Origin of the sequence: Klebsiella sp. OBRC7 (genome assembly GCF_000293135.1) — a bacterium.
Classification (GTDB): domain Bacteria; phylum Pseudomonadota; class Gammaproteobacteria; order Enterobacterales; family Enterobacteriaceae; genus Klebsiella; species Klebsiella michiganensis.
The window spans coordinates 142,315-162,353 of sequence record NZ_ALNJ01000108.1; the positions used below are offsets into that span (position 1 = coordinate 142,315).

18 protein-coding genes and 1 tRNA gene are annotated in these 20,039 nt (G+C 56.6%); 9 read left to right on the plus strand and 10 right to left on the minus strand.

Annotation, left to right across the window (positions count from 1 at the left end; all coding sequences use genetic code 11):
• Nucleotides 1-82: 82 nt before the first annotated feature.
• Together HMPREF1144_RS22280 and rsuA are read right to left on the minus strand one after the other, a co-directional pair.
• The gene (locus tag HMPREF1144_RS22280) at nt 83-1,279 is read right to left on the minus strand and encodes a Bcr/CflA family multidrug efflux MFS transporter (RefSeq protein ID WP_004852717.1); all 1,197 of its coding nucleotides are present in this window, start codon (nt 1,277-1,279) and stop codon (nt 83-85) included.
• A complete protein-coding gene (gene rsuA, locus HMPREF1144_RS22285) occupies nt 1,276-1,995 on the minus strand; it encodes a 16S rRNA pseudouridine(516) synthase RsuA (protein WP_004852719.1) in 720 nt (239 codons plus the stop codon). The genes HMPREF1144_RS22280 and rsuA overlap by 4 nt, the downstream gene beginning before the upstream one ends.
• A gap of 148 nt (nt 1,996-2,143) precedes the next feature.
• Here rsuA and HMPREF1144_RS22290 point away from each other — a divergent pair, with 148 nt between their 5' ends.
• Together HMPREF1144_RS22290 and rplY are read left to right on the plus strand one after the other, a co-directional pair.
• On the plus strand, nt 2,144-3,901 hold the full coding sequence (locus HMPREF1144_RS22290) for a DEAD/DEAH box helicase (RefSeq protein ID WP_009654039.1): 1,758 nt from the start codon (nt 2,144-2,146) through the stop codon (nt 3,899-3,901).
• A gap of 137 nt (nt 3,902-4,038) precedes the next feature.
• Nucleotides 4,039-4,323, plus strand: a complete 285-nt coding sequence (rplY, locus tag HMPREF1144_RS22295) for a 50S ribosomal protein L25 (RefSeq protein ID WP_004103955.1) — start codon at nt 4,039-4,041, stop codon at nt 4,321-4,323.
• 61 nt (nt 4,324-4,384) lie between these two features.
• Here the strand turns inward: rplY and HMPREF1144_RS22300 are convergent, their stop codons facing one another.
• Nucleotides 4,385-4,978: an NUDIX domain-containing protein gene (locus tag HMPREF1144_RS22300; RefSeq protein ID WP_009654037.1), complete on the minus strand. Its 594-nt coding sequence runs from the start codon at nt 4,976-4,978 to the stop codon at nt 4,385-4,387.
• 80 nt (nt 4,979-5,058) lie between these two features.
• Between HMPREF1144_RS22300 and HMPREF1144_RS22305 the strand changes: the two genes are divergently transcribed.
• Nucleotides 5,059-5,817, plus strand: coding sequence for a DeoR/GlpR family DNA-binding transcription regulator (locus HMPREF1144_RS22305; protein WP_009653992.1), 759 nt, complete (start codon nt 5,059-5,061; stop codon nt 5,815-5,817).
• A 48-nt stretch (nt 5,818-5,865) separates the two neighbouring features.
• On the opposite strand, the gene yejK is transcribed toward HMPREF1144_RS22305, so the two are convergent.
• The gene (yejK, locus tag HMPREF1144_RS22310) at nt 5,866-6,873 is read right to left on the minus strand and encodes a nucleoid-associated protein YejK (protein ID WP_009653953.1); all 1,008 of its coding nucleotides are present in this window, start codon (nt 6,871-6,873) and stop codon (nt 5,866-5,868) included.
• A gap of 178 nt (nt 6,874-7,051) precedes the next feature.
• On the opposite strand from yejK, the gene HMPREF1144_RS22315 reads away from it, so the two are divergent.
• The 4 genes from HMPREF1144_RS22315 (at nt 7,052) to HMPREF1144_RS22330 (ending at nt 10,498) form a co-directional block, all read left to right on the plus strand.
• Entirely contained in the window at nt 7,052-7,279 is a 228-nt protein-coding gene (locus tag HMPREF1144_RS22315) for a YejL family protein (protein ID WP_004133900.1), read from the plus strand.
• 19 nt (nt 7,280-7,298) lie between these two features.
• The gene (gene yejM, locus HMPREF1144_RS22320; RefSeq protein ID WP_042928251.1) at nt 7,299-9,059 is read left to right on the plus strand and encodes an LPS biosynthesis-modulating metalloenzyme YejM; all 1,761 of its coding nucleotides are present in this window, start codon (nt 7,299-7,301) and stop codon (nt 9,057-9,059) included.
• Nucleotides 9,060-9,136: 77 nt separating this feature from the next.
• A tRNA-Pro gene (locus HMPREF1144_RS22325) sits at nt 9,137-9,213 on the plus strand.
• 178 nt (nt 9,214-9,391) lie between these two features.
• Entirely contained in the window at nt 9,392-10,498 is a 1,107-nt protein-coding gene (locus HMPREF1144_RS22330; RefSeq protein WP_009653963.1) for an AI-2E family transporter, read from the plus strand.
• Nucleotides 10,499-10,563: 65 nt separating this feature from the next.
• Here the strand turns inward: HMPREF1144_RS22330 and HMPREF1144_RS22335 are convergent, their stop codons facing one another.
• Nucleotides 10,564-10,986, minus strand: coding sequence for a hypothetical protein (locus HMPREF1144_RS22335; RefSeq protein ID WP_004852731.1), 423 nt, complete (start codon nt 10,984-10,986; stop codon nt 10,564-10,566).
• Nucleotides 10,987-11,324: 338 nt separating this feature from the next.
• Between HMPREF1144_RS22335 and eco the strand changes: the two genes are divergently transcribed.
• Nucleotides 11,325-11,816 (plus strand): serine protease inhibitor ecotin, encoded by a 492-nt coding sequence (eco, locus tag HMPREF1144_RS22340; RefSeq protein WP_004852733.1) that lies wholly within the window; start codon nt 11,325-11,327, stop codon nt 11,814-11,816.
• A gap of 43 nt (nt 11,817-11,859) precedes the next feature.
• On the opposite strand, the gene mqo is transcribed toward eco, so the two are convergent.
• Entirely contained in the window at nt 11,860-13,494 is a 1,635-nt protein-coding gene (mqo, locus tag HMPREF1144_RS22345; protein WP_004852735.1) for a malate dehydrogenase (quinone), read from the minus strand.
• A 279-nt stretch (nt 13,495-13,773) separates the two neighbouring features.
• Here mqo and HMPREF1144_RS22350 point away from each other — a divergent pair, with 279 nt between their 5' ends.
• Nucleotides 13,774-15,021: a SulP family inorganic anion transporter gene (locus tag HMPREF1144_RS22350; RefSeq protein WP_009653943.1), complete on the plus strand. Its 1,248-nt coding sequence runs from the start codon at nt 13,774-13,776 to the stop codon at nt 15,019-15,021.
• Here the strand turns inward: HMPREF1144_RS22350 and mgtE are convergent.
• The 4 genes from mgtE to ada all read right to left on the minus strand — a co-directional run bounded on the left by mgtE (nt 14,984) and on the right by ada (nt 20,023).
• Nucleotides 14,984-16,420, minus strand: a complete 1,437-nt coding sequence (gene mgtE / locus HMPREF1144_RS22355; protein ID WP_004852738.1) for a magnesium transporter — start codon at nt 16,418-16,420, stop codon at nt 14,984-14,986. The two genes, HMPREF1144_RS22350 and mgtE, sit on opposite strands and share 38 nt — an antisense overlap.
• Nucleotides 16,421-16,588: 168 nt before the next feature.
• Complete coding sequence (locus tag HMPREF1144_RS22360) at nt 16,589-18,232, minus strand: multidrug ABC transporter permease/ATP-binding protein (protein WP_009654027.1); 1,644 nt, start codon at nt 18,230-18,232, stop codon at nt 16,589-16,591.
• A 76-nt stretch (nt 18,233-18,308) separates the two neighbouring features.
• On the minus strand, nt 18,309-18,959 hold the full coding sequence (gene alkB / locus HMPREF1144_RS22365; RefSeq protein WP_004852743.1) for a DNA oxidative demethylase AlkB: 651 nt from the start codon (nt 18,957-18,959) through the stop codon (nt 18,309-18,311).
• Nucleotides 18,959-20,023: a bifunctional DNA-binding transcriptional regulator/O6-methylguanine-DNA methyltransferase Ada gene (ada, locus tag HMPREF1144_RS22370; RefSeq protein ID WP_009653991.1), complete on the minus strand. Its 1,065-nt coding sequence runs from the start codon at nt 20,021-20,023 to the stop codon at nt 18,959-18,961. Before ada ends, alkB begins: the two co-directional genes overlap by 1 nt.
• Nucleotides 20,024-20,039 lie beyond the last annotated feature (16 nt).

Sequence of the window (20,039 nt, forward strand, 5' to 3'; positions counted from 1 at the left end):
AAATAAACAAATCGCTGAACAGAGAAGCCAGATTTGGTTGATATGCATCAAAAAAAGGGGCGATATCGCCCCTGAAAGTCGCTTAGCGCGCGGCTTTGCGCCGTCGGCTGGCGTAGAGGTAAAAGAGGATGGAGCTGCTGGCGCAGAAGGCGATAGAAATCAGCATTGGCCAGGCGGTGGTAAACGTCGCCATCGACAGCAGCGCGCCGACAATGGCGCCAATTCCGAAACGGAACGTCCCTGCCAGCGAGGAAGCGGTCCCGGCCATATGCGGAAACTCATCGAGAATCACCGCCATCGCGTTAGAGGAGACCATCGAAACGCAGCCGATGAACGCCGCCACGCCAAACACCAGCGCCCAGAACCCCACGCCAAACAGCGCGCACACGACCATCCACGCCGCCATAGCAAACTGGATCCATAGCCCGGCGCGGAACATGTTCAGCGCCCCAATCCGCCGCACAAAACGGCTGTTGATCATGGTCATGACAAACAGGAAGACGACGTTCAGCGCAAAATAGTAGCCAAAGTGCTGCGGTGAAACGTGGTTGATATTGATATAGACAAACGGACCAGCGCTCAGAAACGAGAACATCCCGGCAAAGCTGAAACCGCTTGCCAGCATATAGCTCAGCACCCGCTTGTGGCGAAACAGCGTCGCGAAGTTGCCGAGCGTAGTGCGAATATGAAATTTCTGCCGGCGTTCCGGCGGCAGGGTCTCGCTAATAAAGAAGGCGATCATCGCCGAGGCTAATAGCGCCGCCACCGCGAGGATCCAAAAGATCGCATGCCAGCTAAACCACACCAGCACCGCTCCGCCGACCATCGGCGCCACCAGCGGCGCGACGGTGGTCACCAGCATGACGAACGACATCATCCGCGAGAATTCTTCCTTGGGATAGATATCGCGCATCAGGGCGTTAATGACCACGCTTGCCGCCGCGGCCGCCAGGCCGTGGAAAAAGCGCATGGTGATCAGCATATCGATAGTCTGCGACAGCGCGCAGGCCACCGCCGCCGCGGCAAAGACCAGCGTACCGCCCAGTATCACCGGTTTACGCCCCATGCTGTCCGCCATTGGGCCATATAAAAGCTGGCCCAGGGCAAAGCCCAGAATATAGGTACTGAGCGTCATCTGCGCGCTGCCGTCCGGCACATTAAACTGCGCCGCAATCACCGGCAGCGCCGGAAGATACATATCAATCGACAGCGGCATTAACATGGCCAGCAGGCCAAGAATAAACACAATCCCTAATGAAGAATTCTGCTTTGCCGTCACGTTTTACTCCGCGCATGTTGGCCGCCAACGCTGGCAATTTCTTCTGCCGTCAGCGGACGATATTCACCCGGCGCCAGCGACGCATCAAGCGCGATATCGCCAATACGTTCGCGATGCAGGCCAACCACATGATTCCCCACCGCGGCAAACATCCGCTTCACCTGATGGTAGCGTCCTTCGCTAATGGTCAGGCGGACTTCGGTCGGCGTCACCACTTCCAGCACCGCCGGTTTGGTCAGGTCTTTCTCATTATGCAGCTGAACGCCTTTGGCAAACTGCTCGGCGGTGGAGTCATCCACCGGATTTTCCAGCGTCACCAGATAGGTTTTTTCGCAATGGTGGCGCGGGGAAGTAATGCGGTGCGACCACTGGCCATCGTCGGTCATCAATACCAGTCCGGTGGTGTCGATATCCAGACGCCCCGCGGCATGCAGCTTGTGCGCCACCGGCTCGTCGAGGAAATAAAGGACCGTCGGATGATCCGGATCGTCGGTGGAACAAACGTAACCCTGCGGCTTGTTGAGCATAAAGTAGCGCGGGCCGGTCTGCTGAACCAACGTATTGCCGTCATACTCGACGTCATGCTCCGGCAGAAGCTTGAAGGAGGAGTCTTTTACAATGTCGCCGTCCACGGTAACGCGGCTGCCGCGGATTTCACGCCCGGCAATAGCCCGGCTAACGCCAAGTTGCTGAGCGATAAACTTATCAAGTCGCATGAGATTTTTTTAGCCTGTACAAGTGCTGGAGCGGGCAACGCGCCCGAAAAAGAAGAATTTCATGGGGTAGTATAACGGGCTATTAACACCACTCAAGGGAAAAGATTCGTGGCATACTATTCGCGAGTTAATTAACCGCCATAAATTCATGACATTTACATTACGTCCCTACCAAAAAGAGGCGGTCGACGCGACGCTCGCCTGGTTTCGCCGCCATCATGAACCTGCCGCGATTGTGCTGCCGACAGGCGCAGGTAAAAGCCTGGTTATCGCCGAACTTGCGCGTCTGGCGCGCGGTCGCGTGCTGGTGCTGGCTCACGTTAAAGAACTGGTGGCGCAGAACCACGCCAAGTATTGCGCGCTCGGCCTGAAAGCGGATATTTTTGCCGCGGGCCTCAAGCGTAAAGAGAGCCACGGTAAAGTGGTCTTTGGCAGCGTGCAGTCGGTCGCCCGCAACCTCGACCAGTTTCAGGGAGAGTTTTCGCTGCTGATCGTCGACGAGTGCCACCGCATCAGCGACGATGATGACAGCCAGTATCAGCAGATTATCAGCCACCTTCAGCAGGTCAATCCGCACCTGCGCCTGCTGGGGCTGACCGCGACGCCTTTTCGCCTCGGTAAGGGGTGGATTTACCAGTTCCACTACCACGGCATGGTGCGCGGTGATGAAAACGCACTATTTCGCGACTGCATCTACGAGTTGCCGCTGCGCTATATGATTAAGAACGGCTACCTGACCCCACCGGAGCGGCTGGATATGCCGGTGGTTCAATATGACTTCAGCCGCCTGCAGGCGCAAAGTAACGGCCTGTTCAGCGAGGTCGATCTGAATCACGAACTGAAAAAACAGCAGCGCGTCACGCCGCATATCGTCAGCCAAATCGTTGAATTCGCCCAAACGCGCAAAGGGGTGATGATTTTCGCCGCCACCGTTGAACACGCCCGCGAAGTGACCGGGTTGCTTCCGCAGGGCGAAGCGGCCTTAATCACCGGTGAAACGCCGGGGCCGGAGCGCGATCGCATCATCGACGCGTTTAAAGCTCAGCAGTACCGCTATCTGGTTAACGTCGCGGTTTTGACGACCGGCTTTGATGCGCCGCATGTCGATCTGATCGCCATCCTGCGCCCGACCGAGTCGGTGAGCCTTTACCAACAGATCGTCGGCCGCGGCCTGCGCCTGGCGCCGGGTAAAACGGACTGCCTGATTCTCGATTACGCCGGTAATCCGCACGACCTTTACGCGCCTGAAGTAGGAACGCCGAAGGGGAAAAGCGATAACGTGCCGGTCCAGGTTTTTTGCCCGGCATGCGGTTTCGCCAATACGTTTTGGGGGAAAACCACCGCCGACGGCACGCTGATTGAACACTTTGGCCGCCGCTGCCAGGGCTGGTTTGAGGATGACGAAGGCCATCGCGAGCAGTGTGATTTTCGTTTTCGCTTTAAAAACTGCCCGCAGTGTAACGCGGAAAACGATATCGCCGCCCGCCGCTGCCGCGAGTGCGATACCATCCTGGTCGACCCCGACGACATGCTGAAAGCCGCGCTGAAGCTTAAAGATGCGCTGGTGCTGCGCTGTAGCGGAATGGATCTGCAGCACGGCGCGGATGATAAAGGCAACTGGCTGAAAATCACCTATTACGATGAAGATGGCGCGGATGTTAGTGAGCGCTTCCGCCTGCATACGCCCGCCCAGCGCACCGCCTTTGAGCAGCTCTTTATCCGCCCGCATACCCGAACGCCGGGCGTACCGCTGCGCTGGATAACGCCCGCCGATATCCTCGCCCAGCAGGCGCTTCTGCGCCATCCGGACTTTGTCGTGGCGCGCATGAAGGGGCAATACTGGCAGGTGCGGGAGAAAGTATTTGATTATCAGGGCCGATTCCGCCGGGCCAACGAACTGCGCTAATCGTCCTCACGTCTGAGGTTTTGGTTGCTGCGAACACGTATGGCGGCTATAATGCCGCCCGCTTTTGCATTCGCAAAGCAGATAATCTGCCTGCTGCTGGGTCGCCTGTAGCAGGATTTATACATAGAGAGACATCAATGTTTACTATCAACGCAGAAGTACGTAAAGAGCAGGGTAAGGGTGCGAGCCGCCGCCTGCGTGCAGCTAACAAATTCCCGGCCATCATCTATGGCGGCGAAGCTGCGCCAGTAGCAATCGAACTGGATCACGACAAAGTGTGGAACATGCAGACCAATGCAGAGTTCTACAACGAAGTTCTGACCATCGTTGTTGATGGCAAAGAAGAGAAAGTTAAAGCTCAGGCTGTTCAGCGTCACCCGTTCAAGCCGAAGCTGTCCCACATCGACTTCGTTCGCGCTTAATCGCTCGCTGAAAGTTGTATGGCAAGCGCCCCGCTCCGCAAGGTTCGGGGCGTTTTGTTTATCAGCCGAGTAGCGTTGACCTGTTCAGCGCCAGATGCTGCAACAGCATAATCGTTTTCGCATCGACGATTTCCCCTTCGCGAATAGCCTGCAGCGCTTTTTCCAGCGGCCACTCCAGCACCTCGATATCTTCCCCTTCCGTCGCCAGGCCGCCACCGTCGCCGCGCCGATCGTCGGCAGAGTATTCGGCAATGAAAAAGTAAAGCTTCTCCGTCACCGAACCGGGGCTCATGTAAGCGGTGAATACCGGCTCAATGCGCGTGACGCGAAAACCGGTCTCCTCTTCGGCTTCGGCAACGATGCGCGCCTCCGGGGAAGCGTTATCCAGCAGTCCGGCGGCGGCTTCGATCAAAAATCCATCATGACCGTTAATCCACACTGGAAAGCGAAACTGGCGAACCAGCACTACCGTTTGCTTTTCACGATTGTAGAGCAGGATCACCGCGCCGTTGCCGCGGTCGTAAGCTTCCCGGCTCTGCTCCTGCCAGCGTCCGTCCCGGCGCAATAGTTCGAAAGTATATTTCTTGAGCGTGTACCAGTTATCCGATAACAGCGTTTCGCGGATATGGCGAACGCGCGGTGCGTCAGCGTGCATGTTTTTCCCCTTTTAGGTGACAGCGAGCAACATAACATGCATAATCGTGCACAAACAAGATCGCTCATGAAGGTATTTTGATGCTCGCCAGCCAGAGAAAACAGCAGATTTTGCAGATCCTCGCTGAGGAAAAACAGGTGATGTCCGGGGATCTCAGCCAGCGCTTTAGCGTCTCAGAAGACTCTATTCGCCGGGATCTGCGGGAGCTGGCCGCGGAAGGCAAGCTGCAGCGCGTCCACGGCGGCGCGCTGCCGGTTTCCGAAGCCATCGCGCCTATTGAAACAAGAAAGAACGTGCAAATCGCCTCAAAGCAGAGCATTGCCCAGCGCGCTGTTGAGCTTATTCAGCCCGGTCAGGTGGTGATTGTCGACGGCGGCACCACCACCGGGGAGATGATGCGCCTGCTGCCGGATAACCTCGCGTGTACCGTGGTCACCCATAGTCCGGGAATTGCCGTCGCGCTGGTGGAAAAACCGCTCATCGAGGTCATTTTGATCGGCGGCCGGTTGTTTAAACATTCCGTCGTCAGCGTCGGGTCTGCGGCCCTCGAGAGTATTTCCCGTATCAACGCCGATCTGTTTTTTATGGGGGTCACCGGCGTTCACCCCCGGGCGGGTTTCACCACCGGTGACTATGAAGAAGCGGGCATTAAACGCGCGCTGGCGGCGCGGGCCGCCGAAACGGTGGTGATGGCGTCACAAGAAAAGCTTAACTCCGCGTCGGCCTTTGCCATCGGCGAGCTGGGGGCAGCCAGTACACTGATCGTGGATACGACCCTGGACGAGGCGCTGCGACAGCAGCTAACCCTGGCGGGTGTAGAAATCCTCTACGCCCTGTAATGCGGGTTCAGGCAAAAAAATCCCGACCCGGCGTCGGGATTTTGCGCATTAATTTCCGCCAGAAGTACGGCGCTGTAGCTGATCGCGCAGGTTCGGCGGCGTGCCCTTAATGGTTAAGGTATCCGTAGCCGGATCCCAGAACACCCGCTCGCCCAGCAGCATAGCGTCAAAATTAATGGTTAACCCGCCGCCGCTGCCGGCAAACTTGGTTAACTGACGCAGCGTGCTGCGATCCGCCGGGAAGCTCTCTTCCAGCTCGTAGCCTTGTTCGGCAGTAAATTCCTGAAAGGTCTTCTCGCTGACGCCCGCCAGCTCTTTTGATAGCGACTCCAGCTCGATTTCCTCACCGGCCTGCAGCTGTTCGTTGCAGTAGCTGTATACCTGCTGGCGCACGTTTTGACGCTCAGATTTATCCAGCTGCGCATCGGCGGCGAAATCATCCAGCGCCTGCAGCAGGCCGCGGTTCTGCGCTTTCGCGTTCAGCCCTTCGCTGGCGCCGAGGAAGTCCATAAAGAAATCCGCCACCTTGCGCCCTACCCGCCCCTTCAGGAAGGTCAGATAGCGCGTTGACTCCGGGTTGGTTTCCCACTCGGTTAAATCAATACGCGCGACGATATCCGCGTGATTGATGTCCAGATAATGGGTGGAGCTGATATCCAGCTCTTCGTTGACGCGCATGCTGCTTAGGTTGTTCAGCACCGCCACCATCAGATATTCCACCGCCAGATAACGATACTGGCAAAACAGCACAATACCACCTTCTGCAAAGGGATATTTTGCCAGTTCGTCGCGCAGGCGCCCGGTAGCGGCGCGGCTAAACGGCAGGAACGCTTCTTCGCCCTTACGCTGCCCGCGCAGCGTCTGCGCCAGCTCGCTCTCTTCATTAAACAGGCCGTAGGCTTTATTTTTTGCGCTGTAGACACGATGCAGTTCGGCCATCATCTCGACAACCGTCGCCGTCGGCTCCAGCAACGATTCGCGCAGCACCAGCTCCAGATTTTGTTCATCACGTTTGATTAACTGATGCAGGGCAATCTGGTCGATATCCAGACTCATGTTAAACTCTCCTTTTAGACCGGGCGGTATTCAACCACCGCGGGGGCAACGACGCAACCGCCGCGTGACTCTTTGCGAGCGAAGCCGCGCGCTTTTGCGTCGTGGCGAAAAAATGCGGAAAAAAAGCTGCTGCTACGGTAATATGTTGCCCTTTCACGAACAAACAGATTTTGAGTTTATGCCGCAATTATCCCGCTATAGCGATGAACACGTCGAACAGCTGCTCAGCGAGCTGACGAGCGTTCTGGAAACACATAAAGCGCCCGTTGACCTTTCACTGATGGTTCTGGGCAATATGGTGACTAACCTGATCAACAGTAGCGTCGCGCCGGCGCAGCGTCAGGCCATCGCCCGTTCTTTTGCCCAGGCGCTGCAGTCATCTATCAACGACGATCCAGCGCACTAAGGATAACGAACAACAGTATATGGTGACTCTTCGTCAGCCCTACCGAGAAAAAGTCTCCCAGATGGTCAGCTGGGGGCACTGGTTCGCCCTTTTCAACATGTTGTTGGCTATGGTGCTCGGCAGTCGCTATCTGTTTGTCGCCGACTGGCCAACGACGCTTGCCGGACGCCTCTTTTCGTACGTCAGCCTCGTTGGTCACTTCAGCTTCCTGGTCTTTACCAGCTACGTGCTGATTCTTTTCCCGCTGACTTTTATCGTCGTCTCTCAGCGCTTAATGCGCTTTATCTCGGTTGTTCTGGCGACCGTGGGCATGACGCTGCTGCTAATCGACAGCGAAGTTTTCACCCGTTTCCACCTGCATCTTAATCCCTTTGTCTGGGAACTGGTTATCAACCCCGACCAGAACGAGATGGCGCGCGACTGGCAGCTGATGTTTATCAGCGTACCGATCATTTTCCTCCTGGAGATGCTCTTCGCGACCTGGAGCTGGCAGAAGCTGCGCAGCCTGACGCGTCGCCGCCACTACGCCCGCCCCGTTGCCTGGTTCTTCTTTATCTCCTTTATCAGTAGCCATCTGGTCTATATCTGGGCGGATGCCAACTTCTATCGTCCGATCACCATGCAGCGGGCCAACCTGCCGCTTTCCTATCCAATGACGGCGCGCCGTTTTCTGGAAAAACACGGCCTGCTCGACGCACAGGACTATCAGCGCCGTCTGGTAGAACAAGGCGCGCCGGAAGCCGTTTCGGTGCAGTACCCGCTTAGCGAACTGCGTTATCGCGATCTCGGTACCGGTTATAACGTGCTGCTGATTACCGTTGATAACCTTAATTATTCGCGCTTTGAGAAAAACATGCCGGCGTTGGCCGGGTTCGCGAAAGAGAACGTTAACTTTACCCAGCATATGAGCTCCGGCAACACCGCTGACAGCGGCATGTTTGGCCTGTTCTACGGTATTTCGCCGAGCTATATGGACGGCGTCCTCTCAGCGCGTATTCCCGCAGCGCTGATTACTTCGCTGAACCAACAGGGCTACCAGCTGGGCCTGTTCTCGTCCGACGGTTTTAGCAGCCCGCTCTACCGCCAGGCGCTGCTGTCCGATTTTTCACTGCCAGCCGCGAAAGCGCAAAGCGATGAGCAGACGGCTAACCAGTGGATTAACTGGCTGGACCGCTACGCCCAGGATGAAAACCGCTGGTTCTCATGGGTTTCGCTCAACGGCACCACCCTTGACGAAGGTCAGCAGCAAAACTTTGTCCGTCGCTACAGCAGCGCTGCCGGTGCGGTCGATACGCAAATTGGTCGCGTGCTGAACGCGCTGCGCGAAGCGGGCAAGCTCGACAACACGGTGGTGATCGTGACGGCGGGCCGCGGAATGCCGCTGAACCCGCAGCATGAGCAGTTTGGCTGGTCGCGCGAGCAGCTGCAGGTTCCCTTAGTGATCCATTGGCCAGGTACGCCGGCTCAGGAAATCGCGACGCTGACGGATAACAAAGACGTGATGACGACGCTGATGCAGCGTTTGCTCCACGTTTCGACCCCGGCAAACGAGTATTCGCAAGGCGAAGATCTGTTTAGCGCCGCCCGTCGCCGTGCCTGGGTCACCGCGGCCAATAGCGATACGCTGGCCATTACCACGCCGAAAGTCACCGTCGTGCTTAATCACAACGGCACTTACCGAACATGGAACAGCGACGGCGAGAAAATTAACGATCAAAAACCGCAGCTCAGCTTGCTGCTGCAGGTGCTGACCGATGAAAAACGCTTTATCGCTAACTGATTGATTATTTATAAATCAATCAGTCATTTCCCGGCTTGCATTCGCTTGGGGAACGGGTAATATTGTTCCCCACGAATCGGCACGTAGCGCAGCCTGGTAGCGCACCGTCATGGGGTGTCGGGGGTCGGAGGTTCAAATCCTCTCGTGCCGACCAAATTATTCACCGATTAAAACGGTAACCCCTTAAGAACCCGCACTCTTACAAAGACTGCGGGTTTTTTAATGTCATATTTCCTCCCTGTTCTCAGCAAAACGCACCAGCCACTTTGATTGTAAATCATGGAAAAGCTTCTATTATTTGATGGTACACGTCATTTTTATGAAGGATTTACATGAGAGTTAATGGACTTACGAAAGGATTTTTCATCCTGATCGTGCTGATCGTCACCCTTGCTTTTTTCGACGTTCTCTCCCCCTATTATTCAGCCATTTTATGGGCGGCCATTCTGGCGGTGATCTTCCACCCGGTGAAAAACAAACTGCGCGATCGGCTCGGCGAGCGAAACGGCCTGGCGGCGTTTCTGACGATAGTGATTATCTGTCTGATCGTGTTTACCCCGCTGGCGATCATCCTCTCGTCGCTGGCCTTCGAGCTCAACGTGGTTTACACCAAACTGCAGCATAACGATACCCAGTTCCCAACCGTAGTAGCCAGCCTGTTTGCTCACCTGCCAGAATGGGCAAGGAGCTTCCTCTCAGAGCATAATCTTGATAGCGCGGAACAGATTCAGCGGCAGCTTTCGGACGTTGCGCTTAAAGGAGGCCAGTACCTGGCCGGTAGCGCATTCCTGATTGGTAAAGGCACGTTCGGTTTTACCATCAGCTTCGGCATCATGCTTTATCTGCTGTTTTTCCTGCTAAAAGATGGTCCGTACCTGGTCAGGCTGATCCTGGAATCCCTGCCGCTATCAAATCACGTGAAGCAGCATCTTTTCGCCAAATTTGCCGCCGTCGCCAGGGCGACGGTCAAAGGCACCGTGGCGGTCGCGCTCGCCCAGGGCGCGCTTGGGGGACTGGCATTCTGGATCGTGGGCATTGATGGCAGCATCCTGTGGGGCGCACTGATGGCTTTTCTGTCGCTGATCCCGGCGGTGGGCTCGGCGATTATCTGGGTTCCCGCGGCGATCTATCTCTTCGCGACCGGTCAGCTCTGGCAGGGCGCGTTTATCGTCGGTTTCTTTGTGATCATCGTAGGCCTGGTTGATAACATTCTGCGACCTTTACTGGTTGGTAAAGATACCAAAATGCCGGACTACCTGATCCTGATCACCACGATCGGCGGAATGGAAATCTACGGCATCAACGGCTTTGTTATCGGCCCGCTGATTGCGGCCCTGTTTATCGCCTGCTGGAACCTGCTGTCCGGACGCGATCACGCCGGAAACATCGATGAGCTTGATGAGGATTTCTTAGAAGAGGGTAAAAATCACGAGGAGTAACGCAATCCTTTTGAACCGCGGCAGCGCAGGCATACAGGGGGAGCATATCCCCCCGATCGGCGCTTTTATTTGGCGTAGCCTTTAAACACGCCGTCCTGAGTGACGGCAATTTTACCGTTGGCGTAAACAATAAAGTTGTAAAGCCCCTGCTGGTAAACGGTCGCATCTTTATTTTTCTCAATCACCGCCGCCGCTTTACCATCAATGCTTAAGCCGGTACTGGTGCCTTTAATCTCCATGCCGTTAAAGTGCCGGGTGTTCACCTTCGCGCTCTGACTATGCTGAACGGCAGCGGCGGCGTTTTCTAACGCCTGCTTCTCATAAGCTGCATTCATTGAGGCCTGACGATTTTGCTCCGCTAAGTAGCAGGTATCGCGGGAAATCCCCCTGGCTTCGCAGTTCGCCAAACGCTGTGACTCAGAAGTGCAACCTGCCAATAGCGAAGAAACCGCCAGCGACACAACCAGTAAAACCTTTTTCACTTTCATCTACCATCACTCATATCAATTATTTAAATGAACAATTCCCTTTCAATTAATTTCCCTTATAGATCATTCTAAATGACGGAAGACAAATATAACGAATGAAATAATCTCATATGTAAATTAATTCTTTTATTGATCATAATCATTTTAAAAATTCACCTCCCCAATAATAGGTTGCAGCGGAAAAAAGGCGGGCTGCCGCAGGTGATGAATAACTGCCCCTACCGCAAAAACAGAACTTATAACTATAAACTATGAAAATTTTGGTAAACGCCACTACCCATCAAAGTAACAAATGCTAACATTATGCTGTTTATGATTGATAACAAAGGATTACCCACGTGAAAAAAATCACTACGTTTGCCGCCTCCCTGCTGGCCGTTGCCTGCATGTCCACCAGCGCCGCTGCAGCTGAGCAGCCGCTGGAGAAGATCGCCCCGTTTCCAAAGGCGGAACAAGGGATGAAGCGTCAGGTGATTCAGCTGCCGCAGCAGCAGGATGAATCCGCATTGAAAGTCGAGCTGATGATTGGCCAGACGCTGGAAGTCGACTGCAATCGCCACCGCCTTGGCGGCCAGCTGAAAAGCAAAACCCTGGAAGGCTGGGGCTACGACTATTACGTATTTGATAAAGTGACGTCACCCGTCTCAACCATGATGGCCTGCCCGGATGGTAAAAAAGAGAAGCAGTTTGTGATGGCTGGCCTGGGCGATGCGGGCATGCTGCGCTATAACAGCAAGCTGCCCATCGTAGTTTATACCCCGGCGAATATCGACGTGAAATATCGTATCTGGAGAGCGGACGAAACCATCGGCGTAGCCGTTGAGCGTTAATGCCTGAAGAGTGAATCCGGCGGCCTGTGCCGCCGGAAAGCATTTACAGTGCGATATCCGCGATAGGTTTGCCTTCAGGCAGCGGCTTCAGCGTCGCCTGTGGCACATCATCAGCAGCGGTAAGCGGTTCATAGCGCAGTTCCAGCACTTCGCTGGTCCACGCCAGCGCCCTTTCAATTTCCGCCGCGTTGCCATCCAGACGCGTACCGTAGCTCGGGATAATCGCTTTCAGTTTCGCCTGCCACTCCGCTGAGTTGATCTTCTCTTTGAACACTTTCTCCATCAGCTGCAGCATGATTGGCGCCGCGGTGGAAGCACCCGGCGAGGCGCCCAACAGCGCGGCTACCGTGCCTTCATCATCGCTGACAACTTCGGTTCCCAGGCGCAGAACGCCGCCCTTCTTCGCGTCGCGCTTGATAATCTGCACGCGCTGGCCGGCCTGCCATAAGCGCCAGTCTTCTTTGCGCGCTTCCGGATAGTACTCACACAGCGCCGCGTGACGATCTTTGTCCTTTTGCAGCACCTGGCTAATCAGGTATTTTACCAGATCGAAGTTATCCAGCCCGACGTTGAGCATCGGCATGATATTCGACGTGTTGGTGGAGGCCAGCAGATCCCAAAGCGAACCATTTTTCAGGAAGCGGGTTGAGAAGGTCGCGAACGGCCCAAACAGCACCACGCGTTTGCCGTCGATAATACGGGTGTCGATGTGCGGAACCGACATCGGCGGCGCGCCCACTTCCGCCTGGCCGTAGACTTTAGCCAGATGGTGAGTCACCACTTCCGGGTTCTCGCAGACCAGGAACTGGCCGCCGACCGGAAAGCCCGCGTACTCCTTCGCCTGCGGAATACCGGTTTCCTGCAGCAGGGTCAGCGCGGCGCCGCCGGCGCCAATAAAGATAAATTTAGCCCTGATAACCCGTTTCTGGTGGCGATTGTTCGCATCCGCCAGCGTTACGCTCCAGCTCTTGTCGGCGTTGCGCTTAAAGCGACGAACCACGGTACCCAGCTGAAGCGAGAAATTATCATGGGTTTGCAGTCCGGCGATCAGCTGACGGGTAATTTCACCGTAGTTCACGTCGGTACCGACTTCCGAGCGGGTCGCGGCCACCTTCTGCTGCGGATCGCGCCCTTCCATCACCAGCGGAGCCCACTCTTTAATTTGTTGATGATCTTCAGAGTAGCGGATACCGCGAAACAGCTCGCTTTGTTGTAACGCCGCATAGCGGGCGCGCAGGAAGTTCACGTTGTCTTCGCCCCACACGAAGCTCATGTGCGGCACGCTGTTAATAAATGATTTAGGCTTTTTCAGAATGCCCCGGGTCACCTGGTGGGCCCAAAACTGACGAGAAATCTGGAAAGATTCGTTGATATCAACCGCTTTATCGATATTGATACCATTAGCGGTTTGCGGCGTATAGTTCAATTCCATCAGCGCCGCGTGGCCGGTGCCCGCGTTGTTCCATCCGTTCGAGCTCTCTTCCGCGACGCTGGACATCTGCTCGACCATGGTAATAGACCAGTCCGGCTCCAGTTCCTGCAGCCAGGTTCCCAACGTGGCGCTCATGATGCCGCCGCCAATCAACAATACATCCGTCTCTTGCTCATGGCGGGTGTTGGTCCGAGTGTTATTGGAACCAACCGCCTGTGAGCTGGGTACGGCCATCTTTTTCTTCATCGGATTTGAGCCTTACTTTACTCGCTTTTTTATTTAGCGCAGGTGAAACGATTCTCGGCTTCAAAGGTAACACTGAAGAAAAAAAATTTAAATATTGTTTAAATTTTAAGTTGAGTTTTGAGATCTGTTATAAAAATGTTTAATAAATGTGTATCACAAATCACATTTTGTACTGGTGTCAGCGATGTATCCGCGCTATTATCCTCGGTTTTGTGACCGACCGCACGTAAGCAGCGACCGATCCCGGCCAAAACTTTTTAAATTCTGCGAACTTTTTTTATGCCCCCAGTTTCCGATTCCGCTACCTCCAGCAACGCTGGCGCATCAGGCCAGATACTGCGCTCGCCCGCGCTGCTGACGCGTGAAACGCTGGCGGGCGTACTCACCGCACTGGCGCTAATCCCCGAAGTCATCTCCTTCTCGGTTATCGCTGGCGTTGATCCGAAAGTCAGCCTGATTGCCTCCGTAGTGCTGTGCCTGGCGATGTCGGTTCTAGGCGGCAGACCGGCGATGGTCACCGCCGCCGCCGGTTCGGTAGCGCTGGTGATTGGTCCGATGGTCCATCAATACGGCGTCGGCTACCTTCTGCCGGCGGTCGTGCTGGCAGGCGTTATTCAAATTTTGTTTGGCCTATGCGGCATGGCGCGCCTGATGCGCTTTATTCCGCAGCCGGTGATGACCGGTTTTGTTAACGCGCTGGGTATTCTCATCTTTTTTGCTCAGGTACCGCATTTCTGGAGCAAGCAGCCGCTGATTATCGGCCTGTTCGTATTGACGCTGCTGATTGTCCTGTGGGCGCCGCGCTTCATTAAAGCGATCCCTTCTCCGCTGATTGCTATCGTTCTGCTGACGCTGTTTACCGTTTTCAGCGGCCAGCTGCTGCCGACCGTCGGCGACGAAGGCTCCATGAGCGGCGGACTGCCGGGGTTAACCAGCCTGATGGTGCCCCTCGACTTAACCACGCTGCGCATCATCTGGCCCTGCGCGCTGAGCATCGCTTTTGTCGGCCTGATGGAGTCGCTTCTGACGGCGAAGCTGGTCGATGATTTGACCCACACTCCTTCCAGTAAGGCGCGCGAGAGTGCCGGTCTGGGCGTCGCCAACATTCTCGCCGGGTTTTATGGCGGCATCGCCGGGTGTGCGATGATCGGTCAGACCATCGTTAACGTTGAAATGGGCAAAGCGCGCAGCCGCATCTCGACCGTTGCCGCAGGCCTGGTACTGCTATTGCTGGTAACCGCGTTAAGCGAAGTGATGGCGAGAATCCCGATGGCCGTGCTCGCCGGCGTGATGGTGATAGTGGCGGTAAAAACCTTTAGCTGGCACAGCATTCGTCCGGCGGAGCTGGCGCGCAATCCGTGGCCGGAAACGCTGGTGATGCTGGTGACCGTCGGCGCGACCGTCGGCACCAGCAATCTGGCAATCGGCGTTCTGGCAGGCCTGCTCTCAATGGCCCTGATCCCTCGCCGTCTGCGCACTCAAGCGCAGGCTACATCAGAAAAAGCGTCGCCAGCCCAAGAAAAATAAAGAATCCCCCGGTGTCGGTAATAGCGGTAATCATCACGCTGGAGCCGACCGCCGGATCGCGTCCCAGCTTGACCATCACCATCGGGATAATCACCCCCATCATCGCCGCCATCAGCAGGTTGAGCATCATCGCCAGCGTCATTACGCCGCCCAGCTGCGGATCGTCGTACAGCCACCAGGTGATCGCCCCCATAATCCCGCCCCAGACGATCCCATTGATCAACGCAACGCCCATCTCGCGCAGGATCAGGAACGAAAAGCTTCCCGGCTGAATATGCTGTAACGCCATCGCTCGCACGATCATGGTGATCGTCTGGTTGCCGGTGTTACCGCCGATTCCGGCGACAATCGGCATCAGCGAGGCCAGCGCCACCAGTTGCGAAATGGTGTGCTCGAAACCATCGATAACGCGGGAGGCGATAAAGGCGGTGCACAGATTGACCGCCAGCCAGGCCCAGCGGGTCTTCACCGCTTTGCTCACCGGGGCAAACACATCGTCATCGTTGCTCAGGCCGCCCATCCGGCGTAGATCGTTATCCGTCTCCTCGTAGACCACGTCAACGATCTCATCGATGGTTAAACGCCCCATCAGCTTGCCGTCGGCATCAATCACCGCCGCGCTGAGTAAGTCATCACGTTCGAAGGTACGCGCGACTTTTTCCGCGTCCTCGTGCGGCTGGAAGGTCACCGGATCGCCTTCCATCACTTCCCCCACCCGCTTCTGCGCATCGTTGAGCAGAATGGTTTGCAGCTCGAGTTCGCCGAGCAGCAGCTTATTGCGGGTGGTCACAAACAGTTTGTCGGTGTTCTCCGGCATTTTCCCTAGTCGCCGCAGATAGCGCTGTACCGCCGCGAGAGTGGCTTCCGGACGAACGGTAATGACCTCAAACTCCATGATCGCACCGACGGTATTGTCGGCGTAGCGCATCATCTGGCGAATACGCGCGCGTTTATCCGCGGGCAGCGTGGCCAGCAAACGTCCGGTCAGATCGCGCGGCAGGTGCTGCAGCAGGTAGACCTGTTCATCAATATCGAGATTTTGCAGCGCGAACAGCAGGTCGTGATCGCTCATCTCCTCAATGAGGTCGCCCCAGACGCTTTCCGATGCCTCCAGCAGCACTTCACCGCGCTTATCGTCAGCGACCAGCCGCCAGAGCGCGTTGCGCGCATCGTAAGGCAGCGCTTCGAGCGCATCGGCAAGGTCCGGAGGCGGCAGGTGGGAAACCAGCATCTCCACTTCCACCAGATCGTCGGCAAGCGTGCTGTCATCGTAACGTTCAGCGAGGGTTAATTTACCCAGCAGCGAGGATGTGACGGCTTTATCGGTGCTCAGGAGCCAAATGAGGCGGGCGCGCTCTTCGTCACGCAATCTGGCGCTTTTTTTATGCAAAACGGACATCGGTCAGGCAATCCTTGTAAAAATATCTGTCAGACCAGCAGGCCGGAAGCCTTAAGCATAGCGCGAGGAGGCGGAAATAATAACCGCTATGAATTCAGTCGACGGAAAAAACAGCAGCCTGCGGGAAGCCCGGAGGTCGGCTGGCGCCTCCGGGACGGCGTAAAGCGATCAGGCGGTACGGGCGACCGCGTCGCGGGTCGCCAGCTCACGCTCATTTCCGGTCAGCTCAGACAGCTGGCCGCCGCGCATTTCCAGCAGCCTGTCGGCGTGCTGAAAGTAGTGATCGTCATGGCTAATAGCAAAGAGGGTTTTACCCATCTCCTTCATCAGCGGCAGCAGCACCTGATAGAACTCACGGCGGAAATGGGGGTCCTGATCCGCCGCCCATTCATCAAGCATGATGATATCTCTGTCTTCCGCTAACGCCAGCAGCAGCGCCACGCGCTTCTTCTGCCCTTTTGACAGCTTCAGGTCGAGGATTTTGCCATCGTCGAGCCGTAGCTTATGGTTCATCTGCAGATAACCCAGCCACTTCTCCACCAGCGCCGGGTCAGCCGCCTTCCCTTCCGGCCCCAGCAGTCTGTCAAACAGCCAGACGTCGGTAAACACCGCCGAGAACAGCTTGCGGTAATCTTCCGGCTTATCCGCCGCCATCGGCTGCCCGTCGACCAGGATCTGCCCGGAAAGGGGCTGATACAAACCGGTCAACAGCATAGCCAGCGTCGATTTCCCGCTACCGTTACCGCCGATCAGAAAGACCAGTTCGCCACGCTTGAGGGTCATGTTGATCGGCCCGACCGCAAAACTGTTGTCAGGATAATGGAAGGTGATGTCGCGCAGCTCGAGCGTCTGCCAGTGGGGATGCACCTGCGGCTGCGGGAACTCAGCGCGGTACGGCGCGAGCGAAAACTTATTCAGCTTGTTGAATGCCACCTGCGCGCTGAGCAGAGTGGGCAGCGCGCCTACCGCCGAGAGCAGCGGCGTGCGCAGGAATAATAGGGTCAACGAGTAGGTCGCCGCCACCGCCGTATCGGCCCAGCCCAGGCTGTTGGCCATCCAGAAAACCAGGCCAATCGCGCCCAGCATCATAATATTCGACCAGTTGACCGCGCTCAGATGGAAGGTATCGGCGCGCACAATATGGTGCCGGTATTCTCGCGCATCCGGCAGATAAAGCTGATTAAACACATATTCGGCGCGCTCGCGATTGAGAGTAAGCTCTTTGCGACCTTCGAGCACCGTCTGGTAGTCGTGATACAGCTTATCTTCGCTTTCGCGCAGCGACGCCATATGCTTATAAACCCGCGATACCAGTATAAATCCGCCCCAGATTGTCAACGCCAGCCACAGGGCGGTAACCAGCATCATTTTTCCTGACAGCCAGGCCAGATAAGCGGCGGAGCCAAAGGTCAGAATAATTCCCTGCACCAGCTCCGGCAGGCGCACGAAGGCAATGGTGATATTACGGATATCGCTGGTTAACCCGGCCAGCAGCGACGCGCTGCCGATTTTCTCGATCTTCTCGATTTGCGTATCCAGAATGCGCTTAATAAATTCGCCGCGCAGGCGGTAAACGAAATGGTGGCCAAGCGTGGTCAGAGCCAGCTGCGAGCCGAGGGTGACCGCCATCAACAGCAATAACAGACCGAGAAACTCCGGCAGGACCGTCAGGGAGGTATCGACAAGGGTTATCAGGCGCAGGTTAATGAAGGCGATAAGCCCAATACCCAGCACCGCGCTCAGCAGGCTCAGGGCAATGACGGAGATAAAGGGCCAGCGATACTGACGCCAGACAAGAAGAAGAAGTTCCATAACGCATAATCCGGGCAAGCAAAAACAGCCAGCAGTTTAAACTGCTCGACGATGACAGCAAGAATAATTCTTATTTTTATTCTTTATTACCCGCCAGGCGGAAAGTGAGATTGTAACGACAGGCGCCGGTTGCAGGATGGATGCCCTCTTTGAGCGGCTGAATACCGTGGTAAAACAGCCGCGATTCGCCGCCCCACACAACTACGTCGCCGTGCTCCAGCAGCACCCGCTGTAGCGGATCGTTACGCCGCAGCCCGCCGAACTGAAATATTGCCGGCAGCCCCAGTGAGACGGAGACAATCGGCGCTCGCAGGTTTTGCTCGTCTTTATCCTGATGCAGCGACAGCTTCGTTCCCGGCTGATAGCGGTTGATAAGACACGCATCCGGGGTAAAGCGCGCATAGCCGCTCGCCGCCGCCGCTTCTGCGGCCAGTTCACGGAAAAGCGGCGGCATCTGCGGCCAGCGCTTGCCCGTCAGCGGATCGTCGGCAGCATAAAGATAGCCGTGCTGGTTGGTGGTCCAGCCCAGCTCGCCGCAGTTGGTCATCGCCACCGACATCGTATAGCCGCCGGGGGTGACCATCTGGCGAAAAGGCGAACGGCTGGCAATCTCGCTGATTGCCTGCAAAAGCACCGGCGCGCGCGCTCGGGCGTAGCGGCGCAAAATTATCGCCCCCGGAGCCAGCGGTTCCTGCCAGGGCGGCGTATCGGCAAAAAGATCGAGCATTATTTCTCCTCGGATGACGCTTCTCGCGCCAGCAGCAGCGCCTTGCGCGCCGTACCCCAACGATAGCCGGATAGCGCCCCATCCTCGCGAACGACCCGATGACAGGGAATAACCAGCGCCAGTTTATTCGCAGCGCAGGCGCTTGCCACCGCCCTCACCGCGCGGGGGCGGCCAATACTTTGCGCGACCTGGCGATAGCTGCGGGTCTCCCCCGCCGGGATCTGACGCAGCGCCTGCCAGACCTGAAGCTGAAACGCCGTGCCGCGCAGATCCAACGGCAGGGAAAACGGCTGCCGGTGGTCATCAAGATGGGAAAATACCTGCGCCACCCGCTGACGAAAAATCTCGTCGCCCGGATGCAGCCGCGCATTGGGGAACAGGCTGGCTAATTCAGCGTAGAGCAAGGCGTCGTCCTCTCCGGGCAGCACGGCGCACACCCCCCGCTCACTCTCAGCCACCAGACAGCGCCCTAGCGGACCGTCGCCGCATACCCAGGTAATATCGATATCCCCCCCGCCGCGGCGAAACTGGCGGCCGGTCATTCCCAGCGCGGCGTCAGCCTGCTGGTAGTAGCTGCTACTATCCGGAAAACCGGCAGAGAGCGCCGCATCGGTAATTTTCGCCCCCTGCCCCAGCGCTTCGCGTAAACGGCGAGCGCGCCACGCCTGTTGCCAGGCTTTAGGGGTCATTCCGGTGACGGATTTAAAGAGGCGGTGAAAATGAAAGGGGCTGACCGCAAGCTGGCGTGCCAGCGCTTCCAGCGTTAACGGCGTCTCCTGCTCCAGCAGACGGCACGCGGCGGCCACTTTCTCTACCTTCTGCTGCTGCGGGTCGGTTTTTTCCGGCTGGCAGCGTTTGCAGGGGCGAAAGCCTTCCGCCTGCGCGGTTGCAACGTCAGGGTAAAAGCGAACATTTTCCCGCAGCGCGCGACGCGAACGACAGGAGGGGCGGCAGCAAACGCCGGTGGTCAGCACGGCAAAAACAAACTGACCATCGGCGCGGGCATCACGTTCGCATACCGCCTGCCAGCGGCGCTCATCGGTATCAAGCATTATCGGTTTCATCACGGACTCCTGCTGT